Origin of the sequence: Micromonospora sp. NPDC005305 (assembly GCF_040607315.1) — a bacterium.
Taxonomy (GTDB): Bacteria; Actinomycetota; Actinomycetes; order Mycobacteriales; family Micromonosporaceae; genus Micromonospora.
This window is the reverse complement of the sequence record NZ_JBEXGL010000021.1, coordinates 91,746-104,227: the sequence shown is the minus strand read 5'-3', so window position 1 is coordinate 104,227 and position 12,482 is coordinate 91,746. Positions and strand designations below refer to the sequence as shown.

The following is a 12,482-nucleotide window of genomic DNA, read 5'->3' as shown; positions in this document are numbered from 1 at the left end:
CGACAAGCAGACCGACACCCTGCGCGCCGACATCGTGCGCACCGTCGACGACGGCCGCGCCGTGGTCGCCAACATCGCCGGCACCGCCACCGACATCGACGGCAACACCCACTCCTTCGAGGGTGGCCACTACATCAGCGTCGTGGGCTACCGCGACAACGGGAAGATCGTGACCATCGCGGACTCGGCCGACCCGAACATGGCCTCCTACCGCATCAGCGTGGACAACCTCGCCGACTGGATCGCCACCCGCGGCTACTCGGCGTCCTGATCCACCGGAAGCCACACGACAAGGGCCCGACCCCACCAGGGGTCGGGCCCTTTTCGCGCGTCAGCCGCCGGAGTCGTCCAGCTCGGCGCCGTCCGGCGGGGTGTCGTCGTCGCGGCTGGCCAGCCAGCCGTCCGGCAGGAAGACCTTGCCCGGGGAGTTGGTCCGGCCGCGCGGCTGGCCCAGCGTCTCGACGGGGAACGGCACGGTCGGGTCGAGCTTGCCGAGCAGGTCGTCGAGCTGGGCCAGGCTCTCGATCATCGCGAGGGAGCGCCGCAGCTCGCTGCCGACCGGGAAGCCCTTGAGGTACCAGGCGACGTGCTTGCGGAAGTCGGTGCAGCCGTCGCGCTCGCCCCGGGCCGGGTTGCGGGCGCCGGCCACGAACTGGTCGACCAGCAGCTCGGCGTGCCGGCGCATGGTCGCCGCCACCTCACCGAGGTTCGGCAGCCGCCGCTCGGTGCGGCCGTTGAAGGCGGCCTCCAGGTCGGCGAAGAGCCACGGCCGGCCCAGGCAGCCCCGCCCGATCACCACGCCGTCGACGCCGGTGTGGGCGACCATCCGCAGGGCGTCGTCGGCCTCCCAGATGTCGCCGTTGCCGAGCACCGGCACGTCGAGCGCCTGCTTGAGGGTGGCGATGGCGTCCCAGTCGGCGGTGCCCGAGTAGCGCTGCGCGGCCGTACGCCCGTGCAGGGCGACCGCGGCGACGCCGGCGTCCTGGGCGGCGAGGCCGGCCTCGAGGTACGTCAGGTGGTCGTCGTCGATGCCCTTGCGCATCTTCACGGTGACCGGCACCCCGGCGGGCGACGCGGCGGCCACGGCGGCCCGGACCAGCCGGGCGAAGAGCCGGCGCCGCCACGGCAGGGCCGACCCGCCGCCGCGCCGGGTGACCTTGGGGACCGGGCAGCCGAAGTTCAGGTCGATGTGGTCGGCGAGGTTCCGCTCCACCACGATCCGCACGGCGGCGGCGGTGATCTCCGGGTCGGTGCCGTAGAGCTGGAGGCTGCGGGGGTGCTCGTCGGCGCCGAAGGCGATCATGCGGAGCGTCTTCGGGTTGCGCTCGACGAGCGCGCGGGTGGTGATCATCTCGCAGACGTAGATGCCGCCGCCCTGCTCGCGGCAGAGCCGGCGGAAGCCGACGTTGGTGATCCCGGCCATCGGCGCGAGCACCACGGGCGGCCACACCTGGTGGGGGCCGAGGGTGAGCGGACGCAGCGCAGCACGAGTCGGGGCGGTCACCGCCCAAGTGTAAGGAGGGGTCCCCTCCTAACGCCTCCTGCATAGCAGGGGCCCCCTTTTAACAGGGCGCATATCACAGGGCGCCGGGCGGTGCGGGTTGTGCACAGGGGTTGGGGCGATCCACAGGTGCGGGCCACGGGGCAGGGGCTGAGGGGGCTTGTCGGGGAAGGTGCGGCATGGTCAATCTTTCGCCCGAATGGGAAGAGACGGCTCACCGCCAGCAGCAGATCCTGACCCGGGCCCAGTTGCTCCGCGCCGGGTTCGACGACATGTTCCTCTACCGCCAGGCCCGCCGCGGGCACTGGCAACGGGTTCTGCCCGCGACGTACGGCCTGTTCAGCGGGGTGCTGACGGATGAACAGCGACGGATCTCCGCCGTTCTCTACGCCGGGGCGGAGGCCCAGCTGACGGGCCTGGCCGCGCTGGCCTGGTACGGCTTCCGCTACGGGCCGCCGACCAACGCCGTACACCTGATCGTGCCCCATCACTCACGCCGGAAGTCCTCCGGTCATGCAGTGATTGCCCGAGCACTGACCCTGGATGCGAAGGCCCGGCATACGCCCCTCTACCCCGTCTGCTCGCCGGCGCGGGCCGTGGTCGACGCCGCCCGGGATCTACGCCAGCTCAGACCGGTACGTGCCCTGGTCGCCGAGGCCGTCCAACGCGGCTTCACGGACCTCGCCGCCCTCGACGGGGAGATCACGCGAGCGAGGCGGAGCCGCACGGCGCTGATCAGGAAGGCCTTCGCAGAGGTTGTGGCCGGTACGCGCTCCGCACCGGAGGCCGAGCTGCGGGAGTGCCTGTCCGACAGCCCGCTGCTGCCGGAGGTGCTCTGGAATCCGCGCCTGTTCACCGCCGACGGCCGATCACTTCCCACCCCGGACGCCTACGTGAGTGAGGCAGCGGTGGCGCTGGAGGTGGACTCGCGTGAGTACCACTTCCGCCCGGAGGACTGGGCGCGCACCCTCGACCGGCACAACGAGCTGAGCCGCCTCGGCATCCTGATCCTGCACTTCACGCCCGCGCAGATCCGCCGTGAACCGGCCCGGGTCCGGCAGATGGTCGAGGAGGCGTACGCGGCGCGGCGCGGACTGACCGTCACTGCGGGAGTCCGCGCCGAGCCGCGCCCTCAATCAGGACCGGGGTGTTAAGAAGGGGCCCCTTCTCTACCGGAAACGTTAAGAAGGGGCCCCTCCTTACAGCGTCAGCAGCCGGGCAGGCGCTCGATCAGGTAGCGCTCGACCTGGTCCAGGGAGATGCGCTCCTGGGTCATGGTGTCCCGGTTCCGGACCGTCACCGCGTTGTCGTCGAGGGTGTCGAAGTCGACGGTCACGCAGAACGGGGTGCCGATCTCGTCCTGCCGGCGGTAGCGGCGGCCGATGGCCTGCGAGTCGTCGAACTCGACCACCCAGCGCTTGCGCAGGTCGGTGGCGAGCTGCTTGGCCTTGGGCGACAGCGCCTCGTTGCGGGACAGCGGCAGCACCGCCACCTTGACCGGGGCGAGCCGCGGGTCGAAGCGCATGACGGTGCGCTTGTCCACGCCGCCCTTGGTGTTCGGGGCCTCGTCCTCGTCGTACGCCTCGAGCAGGAACGCCAGCACCGCGCGGGTGAGGCCGGCGGCCGGCTCGATCACGTACGGCATCCAGCGCTCCTGCTTCGTCTGGTCGAAGTACGACAGGTCGACGCCGGAGTGCTTGCTGTGCGTGGACAGGTCGAAGTCGGTGCGGTTGGCGATGCCCTCCAGCTCGGCGAACTCGGTGCCGCCGAACTGGAACCGGTACTCGATGTCGACCGTGCGCTTCGAGTAGTGGGAGAGCTTCTCCTTGGGGTGCTCGTAGAAGCGCAGGTTGTCCTCGGAGAGGCCCAGGTCGAGGTACCAGTTCCAGCGCTCGGAGAGCCAGTACTCGTGCCACTGCTCGTCGGTGCCCGGCTCGACGAAGAACTCCATCTCCATCTGCTCGAACTCGCGGGTCCGGAAGATGAAGTTGCCCGGGGTGATCTCGTTGCGGAACGACTTGCCGGTCTGCGCGATGCCGAACGGGGGCTTCTTGCGGGCGACCGTCTCCACGTTCTTGTAGTTGACGAAGATGCCCTGGGCGGTCTCCGGCCGCAGGTAGTGCAGGCCCTCGTCGCTCTCCACCGGGCCCAGGTAGGTCTTCATGAGGCCGTTGAACATCTTCGGCTCGGTGAAGGTGCCCTTGTTGCCGCAGTTCGGGCAGTTCAGCTCGGTCAGCGACGTGAGCGGCTTGCCGTGCTTGGCCTCGTACGCCTCTTCGAGGTGGTCGGCGCGGAACCGCTTGTGGCAGGACTGGCACTCGGTGAGCGGGTCGACGAACTCGGCGATGTGGCCGCTGGCCTCCCAGACCTTACGGGCCAGGATGACCGCGGAGTCCAGGCCGACGACGTCGTCGCGCTGCTGGACCATGGTCTTCCACCACTGCCGGCGGACGTTCTCCTTGAGCTCGACGCCGAGCGGACCGTAGTCCCAGGCCGACCGGGTGCCCCCGTAGATCTCGCTGGAGGGGAAGACGAAGCCCCGGCGCTTGGCGAGGCTGACGACGGCGTCGATACGGTCGGCTGGCATGTTTCCTCCTACGCCGGCTGGCGGTCGGCGGGGGCGATGTGAGTGGAACCGGACGGTTCGGGACAACGGTACGACCACCGACGTCCTGAGCCCAGCAGAATACCGGGGGCCCGTCAGCTCACCCCGCACACCTCCATGCCGCCGGTCTGCTGGTCGGGCGCCAGCGTGACGGTCTGGGCCTCCCGCCGGCCGCCGGCCAGGGTGACGTCCACCGGCACGGTCAGCGTCGCGGTGTCGACCTCGCCCACCCGGTAGCCGGAGATCTGCGGTTCGGTGGCCACCCGCTGCTCGAACTCCGGCCGGGACTCGCGCCGCCGGGCGTCGTCGCAGAGCCGGTCGTACGCCTTGGACCAGTCCTTGACGACGAGCGCCTGGTAGTAGTCGTCGGTGACCGCCCGGCCCTGTTCCTCGACGGCCTGCACGTTGCTCACGGCGAGCCCGACCACGGCCGCGCCGCCCCCGCCGCAGCAGAGCAGCACGGCCAGCGCGCCGACGCCGAGGCCGAGCCAGAGCCGGGCCCGGCCGCCCTCGGTGGGCGGCGCGGCGAACGGCGGGGCGACTCCGGGACCGGGCGGCGGCGCGGGGACGCCCGGCTCGCCCGGCGACACCGGCGGCATGCCGGGCGGCGGCCCGGGGACGCCGGGTCCGGCCGGGGAGCCCGGCACCGGCGGCACGCCGGAGGGCACGGGCGGGGGTGGTGGGGCGGCCGGCCCGGGAGCGGTCATACGCGCCAGGGTAGTGCCCCCGGCCTCAGCGGTAAGGGCCTGCGGCCCGATCACTGGCCGCCACGACGATCTCCCCGTCCGGCGCGGCACTGGCCAGTGTCTCGTACGCGGAGGGCTCGTCCACCGACCGGGCGAGCAGCGGGACCGCGGTGACCTTGACGTCGAAGCCGCCGAGCGCCCGGCGGTACGCCCCGACCGACTCCCACTCGGTGAGCAGGCACCAGTGGGCGGGGTCGTCGAGCGCCCGGAGCAGGTCGCCGCGCAGGTAGCCCGGGCGGGCGGCGAGCGCGGTGAGCGCGGCGTGCGCCTGCCGGGTGAAGTCGTCCGCCTCGTCGGCGTCCACCACGAACCGGTTGGTGACCAGCACCGGGTTCCTCCTCGTAGAGTCTGTGGCATGCAGCGTACGCAGACTCCCGTGCTGTCCCGGTTGGCCCGGCTCAACCCGACGACGGTGTTCCTGGCCGCGCTGGTCCTGGTGCTGGTCGGGCTCTTCGCGCCCGGGGTGGCGGGCGGGGTGGTGCTGCTGGCGCTGGCCGCGGGGCTGGTGTGGCTGATGACCGTCACCTGGGCGGTGCAGTCGGCGGCGACCCGGGTGCTGCGGCTGCTGATGCTGACCCTGCTGATCGCGATCGCCCTGGCGAAGCTGCTCTGAGCGTTGACCTGCGCAGACATGCAATCATGCGTTTTTGACAATCAATTTCGTTATCGCGGACAGTAGTGACATGACCGTCCGCTCAGCTCGCCGCTCGCTCGCCGCCGCCACCGCCGCCCTGCTCACCATGGGCGGTCTCGCCGCCTGCTCGGGCGGCGGCGGTGGGAGTGACCCGGAGCGGGTGGACGTGGTGGCCGCCTTCTACCCCCTCCAGTTCCTCGCCGAGAAGATCGGCGGCGACGCCGTCACGGTCACCGGCCTGGCCAAGCCCGGCGCCGAGCCCCACGACCTGGAACTCAACCCCCGGCAGGTGGGCCAGGTGGCCGACGCCGAGCTGATCGTCTACCTCTCCGGCTTCCAGCCGGCCGTCGACGAGGCGGTCGAGCAGAACGGCGGCGACCGGGCGTTCGACGTGGCGGGCGTGCAGCCGCTGCTCGATGCCGCCGCGGGCGGCCACGAGCACGAGGGTGAGTCCGGCCACGAGGAGGAGTCCGGCGGGAAGGACCCCCACCTCTGGCTGGACCCGACCCGGCTGGCCACCGTCGGTGACCGGCTCGCCGAGCGGCTCGGCAGGGCCGACCCGGACCGGGCCGCCGACTTCACCGCCCGGGCGGCGGCGCTGCGCGCCGAGCTGGCCGCGCTCGACGCCGACTACACCCGGGGGCTGGCCACCTGCCAGCGCCGGGAGATCGTGGCCGGCCACACCGCGTTCGGCTACCTGGCCGCCCGCTACCGGCTCGAACAGGTCGCCATCACCGGCCTCAGTCCCGACGCCGAGCCCTCCCCGCAGCGCCTCGCCGAGGTGGCGGAGGAGGCCCGGGAGCACGGTGCCACCACCATCTTCTTCGAGACGCTGGTCAGCCCGAAGGTCGCCGAGACCGTGGCCCGGGAGGTCGGGGCGAAGACCGCCGTGCTCGACCCGGTCGAGGGCCGGCCCGCCGACGGCGACTACCTCTCGGCGATGCGTACCAACCTCCAGACCCTGCGGACCGCCTTGGACTGCTCATGACCGCACCCGTGATCCAGGTCGCACACGCCGCCGTCGGCTACGACGGCCGGGCGGTGCTGCGCGACGTCTCCCTGACCGTCACCGCCGGCGAGGTGGTCGCCGTGCTCGGCGCCAACGGCTCCGGCAAGTCGACCCTGATCCGCGCCGTGCTCGGCCTGGTGCCGCTGGACGCCGGGTCGGTCACCCTCTTCGGCACGCCGCAGCGCCGCTTCCGGCAGTGGCACCGCATCGGGTACGTCCCGCAGCGGCTCGGCGCGGGCAGCGGCGTGCCCGCCACCGTCGGCGAGGTGGTGGCGTCCGGGCGGCTGGCCCGCCGGGGTGTGCTCCGCCCGTCGGGGCGGGCCGACCGGGAGGCGGTCGCCGCGGCGCTGCGCGCGGTCGGGCTCGCCGACCGGGCCGGCGACCCGGTCGCCACGCTCTCCGGCGGCCAGCAGCAGCGCACCCTGATCGCCCGGGCCCTGGCCGGCCGGCCGGAGCTGCTGGTGCTCGACGAGCCGACCGCCGGGGTGGACGCGGCCAGCCAGGAGGCGTTCGCCGGCGCGCTCCGCGACTTCCGCGACGGCGGCGGCACCGTGCTGCTGGTCGCCCACGAGCTGGGCCCGCTGCGCCCGCTGATCGGCCGGGCCGTCGTCGTCCACCAGGGCGGCATCTGCCACGACGGCGCGGTGCCGGAACCGGCCGGGCACCACGCCGAGCCGGGTCACGACCACGTGCACCCGCACTGCGACGAGGAGCCCGCCGGGCTGTGGAGCATGTGATGGACCTCTTCCAGTACGACTTCATGCTGCGCGCCCTGGTCGGCGCGCTGGTCATCGGGCTGGCCGCCCCGGCGCTCGGCATCTACCTGGTGCAGCGCCGGCTGGCGCTGATCGGCGACGGCATCGGCCACGTGGCGCTCACCGGCGTCGGCGCGGGGCTGCTGCTCAACCGCTCCCCCGTGCTGGTCGCGGTCATCGCGGCCACGCTCGGCGCGATCGTGATCGAGCTGGTCCGCTCGCGCGGGCGCACCTCCGGTGACCTGGCCCTGGCGCTGCTGTTCTACGGCGGCATCGCCGGCGGCGTGATGCTGGTCGGGCTCTCCGACGCCGGCAGCGGCAAGCTCAACGCGTACCTCTTCGGGTCGCTGACCACGACGTCGCCGGCCGACCTGGTCACCATCCTGGTGCTCGGCGTGGCGATCCTGGTGACCATGCTGGCGCTGCGCCCGGCGCTCTTCGCGGTCTGCCACGACGAGGAGTACGCGCGGGTCTCCGGCCTGCCCGTGCGGGCGTTGAACCTGCTCCTCGCGGTCGGCACCGCGGTGACCGTGACCATCGCCATGCGGGCGGTCGGGGTGCTGCTGATCAGCGCGCTCATGGTGGTGCCGGTGGCCGCCGCGCAGCAGGTGACCCGGGGCTTCCGGGCCACCATGGCGGCGGCCATGGCGCTGGGGCTGTTCGCGGCCGGGGCCGGCGTCTGGGTGGCCGCCACCGCGGACACCGCGCCCGGCGCGTCGGTGGTGCTGCTGGCCATCGGCTCGTTCCTCGTGGTGGCGCTGCTCGCGGCCGGCTGGCGGGCGCTGCGCCGGCGGACCCGCCCGGTCGCCGTGCCGGTGGTCGAGCCGCCGGAACACGAGGTGGCGCTGCGGTGAGGCCGTCCGGGCCGGCGCTTTCGGCATTGGTTACCGTTACGGGGTGACGGTCACGAACGGGTACGACGCCTTCGAGGGCGCAGGTGACCTGCTGCGCGCGCTGTCGGCGCCGATCCGGCTGGCGATCGTGAGCGAACTGGCCGAGGGCGAGCGCTGCGTACACGAGCTGGTGGAGAAGCTCGGCGCCCCGCAGCCGCTGGTCTCCCAGCACCTGCGGGTGCTGCGCGGCGCCGGCGTGGTGCGCGGCTCGCGGCGCGGCCGGGAGATCGCGTACGCGCTGGTGGACGAGCACGTCGCACACATCGTGGCGGACGCCGTCAGCCACGCCGGGGAGGGGCCGTCGTGACCGAGGGGGCACTGCGCAACACCCGCCAGCGGAGCGCGGTGAGCGCCCTGCTGGCCGAGGTCGACGGCTTCCACAGCGCCCAGGACCTGCACGCCATGCTGCGCCAGCGCGGCGAACGGGTCGGGCTGACCACCGTCTACCGGACCCTGCAGGGGCTGGCCGACGCGGGCGAGATCGACGTGATGCGCCCGCCCGGCGGCGAGCACCTCTACCGCCGGTGCAGCGAGGGCCATCACCACCACCTGGTCTGCCGGGCCTGCGGCCGGACCGTGGAGGTGGCCGGCCCCGCCGTGGAGAGCTGGGCCGAGCGCGTCGCCGCCGAGCACGGGTACGCCCAGGTCAGCCACACCGTGGAGATCTTCGGCACCTGCCCGGCCTGCGCCGGCTGACAAAACCGACCCGTGCCCGCGCGGCCGGGCCGTGGCACGCTGTCCGGCGTGAAGATCTACGCCGACCGTTTTCCGACCGCCCTCCGTCAGCTCCTCACCGATCTGCTCGTGGTCGTCTGGGTGTACGCGGCGATCCGCTTCGCGCTCTGGCTGCACGACCTCGTCGAGAAGCTCGCCGTACCCGGACAGAAGCTGGAGGGGGCCGGCGGCGGGCTCGCCGACAACCTGGCCGACGCCGGCGGCAAGGTCGGCCGGGTGCCCCTGGTCGGCGACGAGCTGACCGGCCCGTTCACCAAGGCCGCCGAGGCCGCCCGGGCCGTCGCCGAGGCCGGCCGCGACCAGCAGGAACTGGTCGGCCAGCTGGCCCTCGCGCTGACCGTCGCGGTGCTGGTCTTCCCGCTCGGGCTGGTGCTGTTCGGCTGGCTGCCGCTGCGGGTGCGCTGGATGCGCCGGGCCGGCGCCGCGAAGGCGCTGGCCGCCGCCCCGGCCGGGCGGGACCTGCTGGCGCTGCGCGCGCTCGCCGGGCAGCCCCTCGCGAAGTTGCACCGGATCGCGCCGGACGTGGCCGAGGCGTGGCGCCGCGGCGACGACGAGACGGTCGACGCGCTCGCCGCGCTGGAGTTGCGCGGACTCGGGCTGCGCACCGGCCGGTAAGGTGTGCCGGTGCTGTACTTCCTGATCGTCGTCGCGGTCCTGCTGCTGATCTACGCGGGCGTCCTGGTGAGCTTCGTCCGCAAGGGCCGCCGGATCCCGCCGGCCGCGTACCTGGTGCTGGCCGGCCTCAACGGCCTCATCCTGGCCGGCGTGATCGCCTGGGCGGTCGCCCGCTGACGGCGGTTAGGAGGGGCCCCCTGCTATACCGGAGGCGTTAACAGGGGGCCCTTCCTTTCAGGCGGGCGGGATGCGGCGGCGCACGTCCTGCGCCGTGGACGGGCCGGGCTCCCAGCGGGCCACCCAGGGCTGGTCGGCGGGCGGGGTGACCACACCCTCCTCGATCGAGGCGTAGCGGCCCGCGATGATCCGCTTCGCGGCGGCCACGTCCACCGAGTCGGTGTTCGACCACAGCCCGGTGAACAGCTCGTCGACGCGCAGCCGGGCCTGCCGGCAGAACAGGTCGGCCAGCTCGACGTTCTCCGGGTGCTCGGCGCGCTCGGCGACCGCCCGGACGCAGACCGCCGACATGGCGAACAGCTCCGCGCCGATGTCCACCACCCGGCCGAGGAACGCCTGCTTGCGCTCCATCTTCCCCTGCCAGCGGGACATCGCGTAGAAGGTGGACCGGGCCAGCTTGCGGGAGGCCCGCTCGACGTGCCGCAGGTGCCCGGCGAGCGGGCCGAACTCGTGGTACGCCCCGGGCGTCTGGCCCTTGCCGACGGCCAGGGTGGGCAGCCACTTGGCGTAGAAGACGCCGGCCCGCGCGCCGGCCTTCGCCTTGCGGCCGAGCCCCGCGTCCGGGTCGATGATGTCGCCGGCCACCGAGAGGTGCGCGTCGACCGCCTCGCGGGCGATCAGCAGGTGCATGATCTCGGTGGAGCCCTCGAAGATCCGGTTGATCCGCAGGTCACGCAGGAGCTGCTCGACCGCGGCCGGCCGCTCGCCCCGGGCGGCCAGCGAGTCGGCCGTCTCGTAGCCGCGCCCGCCGCGGATCTGGATCAGCTCGTCGGCGATCTTCCAGGCCATCTCGCTGGCGTACAGCTTCACGAGCGCGGCCTCGATGCGGATGTCGTTGCGGTCGTCGTCGGCGAGCAGGCAGCAGAGGTCGAGCATGGACTCCATGCCGTACGTGGTGGCGGCGATGAAGGCGAGCTTCTTGGCGACCGCCTCGTGCTCGCCGACCGGCCGGCCCCACTGGACCCGGTCGGCGGCCCACTCCCGGGCCACGTTCAACGCCCACTTGCCGGCCCCCACGCACATGGCCGGCAGCGAGAGCCGGCCGGTGTTCAACGTCGTCAGCGCGATCTTCAGGCCCTTGCCCTCGCCGCCGATCACGTTCTCCTTCGGCACGAAGACGTCGTGGAACCGGGTGAGGCTGTTCTCCAGGCCGCGCAGCCCGATGAACTCGTTGCGCCGCTCGACGGTGATGCCCTCGCTGTCACCCTCCACCACGAAGGCGGTGATGCCGCCGCGCCGTCCCTCCCCCGCCGGCACCCGGGCCATGACCACCAGCAGGGTGGCGACCGTGCCGTTGGTGGCCCACAGCTTCACCCCGTTGAGCCGGTAGCCGGCGCCGTCCTCGGTCGGCTCGGCCGTGGTGGCCAGGCGGGCCGGGTCCGAGCCGACGTCCGGCTCGGTGAGCAGGAAGGCGGACACCTCGCCGCCGGCCAGCCGGGGCAGGAAGCGCTCCTTCTGCTCGGGGGTGCCGAACATCTTCAGCGGCTGCGGCACACCGATCGACTGGTGCGCGGAGAGCAGCGCGCCGATCGACGGGTTCACCGAGCCGGCCCGCATCAACGCCCGGCAGTAATGCAGGTTGCTCAGCCCGAGGCCGCCGTGCTTGCGGTCGATCTTCATGCCGAAGGCGCCGAGCCGGGCCAGCCCCTGGAACACCTCGTCGGGGATGCGCGCGTCCCGCTCGATGGCCGCGCCGTCCACCTCGGAGTCCAGGTACGCCCCGAACGCGGCCAGGAACTCCTCGGCCCGCGCCGCCTCCGCCGGATCGGTGCGGGGCCAGGGGTTGATCAGGTCGAGCTGGAAGCGGCCGAGGAACAGTTCCTTGCCGAAGCTGGGCCGGTCCCACGCCGACTCCCGGGCCGCCTCGGCGACCTGCCGGGCCTCCTTCTCGGAGACCTGACCGGCCTCGGTGGGCAGCGGCCCGGCCCCGCCCGCCGCGGCCGCCGCCGAGCCGGCCGGCGGCTGCGGAGGGTCGTCGATGGGCGCCACCCGCCCGGTCGGGCCGCCGTGTCCGGCGGGGTCGGGTCGGCTGTTCTGTGTCGTGGTCACGGCTGCCTCCTGGAGACCTCGGTCCGGCTGCGTCGACGTGCGACGAGAACGACGCTACCCCCGGGTGTTACCCAGGGGTAGCGTCGCGCGCACGTCCGATTTGGCAGGTCCGGGCGGTCAGTCGCCGGCCAGCGACCGCGGGTCGTCGTCCTCGTCGTCGATGTCCTCGTCACCCCAGCTGCGCCGGGCGAACGGCAGGATCACCCAGAACGTCAGGAACCAGAGCCCGGTGCCCGCGCTGAGCAGGAACGCGATCGGGCGGTCCAGCACGAAGTCGGTGATCAGCAGGACCGCGCTGACCATCGAGATCAGCATGAAGCCGAGGCCGCCGCTGGCCATCCGGTGCGCGAAGCGGACCAGCTCCGGCTTGCGGCCCTGGCGGAACAGCGCCCGGTGGAAGGCGACCGGCGAAATGATCATCGCGGTGGCCGCGGCGGCGGCCAGCAGCGCCACGATGTAGACGTCCCGCTGGAACTCGGAGGTTCGGGTGAAACCGTTGCTGAACGGCAGGGTCAGCAGGAAGGCGAACAGGATCTGCACCCCGGTCTGCGCCACCCGCAGCTCCTGGAGCAGGTCGGCGAAGTTGCGCTGCCAGCGCTGCTTCTCGGTTTCCTTGGACACCCGCTACCTCCAGGGAAGACGGTACTGCCGGTGGAGGGTCTCCACCGGCAGCACAGCCTGTGCCCCGTCCCGCCGAGCGTGA

16 protein-coding genes are annotated in these 12,482 nt (G+C 72.9%); 10 read left to right on the top strand and 6 right to left on the bottom strand.

Annotation, left to right across the window (positions count from 1 at the left end; all coding sequences use genetic code 11):
- Nucleotides 1–271: C39 family peptidase (locus ABZS80_RS27090; RefSeq protein ID WP_355060142.1), on the top strand; the 271-nt coding region annotated here is incomplete at its 5' end.
- A 60-nt stretch (nucleotides 272–331) separates the two neighbouring features.
- Here the strand turns inward: ABZS80_RS27090 and dusB are convergent.
- A complete protein-coding gene (dusB, locus tag ABZS80_RS27085; protein WP_355060140.1) occupies nucleotides 332–1,504 on the bottom strand; it encodes a tRNA dihydrouridine synthase DusB in 1,173 nt (390 codons plus the stop codon).
- A gap of 176 nt (nucleotides 1,505–1,680) precedes the next feature.
- Here dusB and ABZS80_RS27080 point away from each other — a divergent pair, with 176 nt between their 5' ends.
- A complete protein-coding gene (locus ABZS80_RS27080) occupies nucleotides 1,681–2,655 on the top strand; it encodes a hypothetical protein (protein WP_355060138.1) in 975 nt (324 codons plus the stop codon).
- Between the two features lie 53 nt (nucleotides 2,656–2,708).
- Here the strand turns inward: ABZS80_RS27080 and ABZS80_RS27075 are convergent, their stop codons facing one another.
- The 3 genes from ABZS80_RS27075 to ABZS80_RS27065 all read right to left on the bottom strand — a co-directional run bounded on the left by ABZS80_RS27075 (nucleotide 2,709) and on the right by ABZS80_RS27065 (nucleotide 5,180).
- The gene (locus ABZS80_RS27075) at nucleotides 2,709–4,088 is read right to left on the bottom strand and encodes a glycine--tRNA ligase (RefSeq protein ID WP_151465759.1); all 1,380 of its coding nucleotides are present in this window, start codon (nucleotides 4,086–4,088) and stop codon (nucleotides 2,709–2,711) included.
- A 113-nt stretch (nucleotides 4,089–4,201) separates the two neighbouring features.
- Entirely contained in the window at nucleotides 4,202–4,705 is a 504-nt protein-coding gene (locus ABZS80_RS27070; protein ID WP_355060152.1) for a hypothetical protein, read from the bottom strand.
- Between the two features lie 133 nt (nucleotides 4,706–4,838).
- The gene (locus ABZS80_RS27065) at nucleotides 4,839–5,180 is read right to left on the bottom strand and encodes an antibiotic biosynthesis monooxygenase family protein (protein WP_355060136.1); all 342 of its coding nucleotides are present in this window, start codon (nucleotides 5,178–5,180) and stop codon (nucleotides 4,839–4,841) included.
- A gap of 27 nt (nucleotides 5,181–5,207) precedes the next feature.
- On the opposite strand from ABZS80_RS27065, the gene ABZS80_RS27060 reads away from it, so the two are divergent.
- The 8 genes from ABZS80_RS27060 to ABZS80_RS27025 all read left to right on the top strand — a co-directional run bounded on the left by ABZS80_RS27060 (nucleotide 5,208) and on the right by ABZS80_RS27025 (nucleotide 9,670).
- Nucleotides 5,208–5,465, top strand: a complete 258-nt coding sequence (locus ABZS80_RS27060) for a DUF6703 family protein (protein ID WP_355060134.1) — start codon at nucleotides 5,208–5,210, stop codon at nucleotides 5,463–5,465.
- A 70-nt stretch (nucleotides 5,466–5,535) separates the two neighbouring features.
- Nucleotides 5,536–6,474: a metal ABC transporter substrate-binding protein gene (locus ABZS80_RS27055; protein WP_355060133.1), complete on the top strand. Its 939-nt coding sequence runs from the start codon at nucleotides 5,536–5,538 to the stop codon at nucleotides 6,472–6,474.
- Nucleotides 6,471–7,232 (top strand): metal ABC transporter ATP-binding protein, encoded by a 762-nt coding sequence (locus ABZS80_RS27050; protein WP_355060132.1) that lies wholly within the window; start codon nucleotides 6,471–6,473, stop codon nucleotides 7,230–7,232. The genes ABZS80_RS27055 and ABZS80_RS27050 overlap by 4 nt, the downstream gene beginning before the upstream one ends.
- Nucleotides 7,232–8,104, top strand: coding sequence for a metal ABC transporter permease (locus ABZS80_RS27045; RefSeq protein ID WP_355060130.1), 873 nt, complete (start codon nucleotides 7,232–7,234; stop codon nucleotides 8,102–8,104). The genes ABZS80_RS27050 and ABZS80_RS27045 overlap by 1 nt, the downstream gene beginning before the upstream one ends.
- 43 nt (nucleotides 8,105–8,147) lie before the next feature.
- The gene (locus tag ABZS80_RS27040; protein WP_262282078.1) at nucleotides 8,148–8,450 is read left to right on the top strand and encodes a metalloregulator ArsR/SmtB family transcription factor; all 303 of its coding nucleotides are present in this window, start codon (nucleotides 8,148–8,150) and stop codon (nucleotides 8,448–8,450) included.
- On the top strand, nucleotides 8,447–8,839 hold the full coding sequence (locus ABZS80_RS27035) for a Fur family transcriptional regulator (RefSeq protein WP_355060127.1): 393 nt from the start codon (nucleotides 8,447–8,449) through the stop codon (nucleotides 8,837–8,839). Before ABZS80_RS27040 ends, ABZS80_RS27035 begins: the two co-directional genes overlap by 4 nt.
- Nucleotides 8,840–8,887: 48 nt before the next feature.
- Nucleotides 8,888–9,493 carry a hypothetical protein gene (locus ABZS80_RS27030; protein WP_151465203.1) on the top strand — a complete coding sequence of 202 codons (606 nt, stop codon included), beginning with the start codon at nucleotides 8,888–8,890 and terminating at the stop codon, nucleotides 9,491–9,493.
- Between the two features lie 9 nt (nucleotides 9,494–9,502).
- Nucleotides 9,503–9,670 carry a hypothetical protein gene (locus ABZS80_RS27025; protein ID WP_167537054.1) on the top strand — a complete coding sequence of 56 codons (168 nt, stop codon included), beginning with the start codon at nucleotides 9,503–9,505 and terminating at the stop codon, nucleotides 9,668–9,670.
- Between the two features lie 57 nt (nucleotides 9,671–9,727).
- Here the strand turns inward: ABZS80_RS27025 and ABZS80_RS27020 are convergent, their stop codons facing one another.
- Both ABZS80_RS27020 and ABZS80_RS27015 read right to left on the bottom strand, forming a co-directional pair.
- Nucleotides 9,728–11,647, bottom strand: a complete 1,920-nt coding sequence (locus ABZS80_RS27020; protein WP_355060150.1) for an acyl-CoA dehydrogenase family protein — start codon at nucleotides 11,645–11,647, stop codon at nucleotides 9,728–9,730.
- 249 nt (nucleotides 11,648–11,896) lie between these two features.
- Nucleotides 11,897–12,400 (bottom strand): DUF6328 family protein, encoded by a 504-nt coding sequence (locus ABZS80_RS27015; protein WP_355060125.1) that lies wholly within the window; start codon nucleotides 12,398–12,400, stop codon nucleotides 11,897–11,899.
- Between the last annotated feature and the right edge of the window lie 82 nt (nucleotides 12,401–12,482).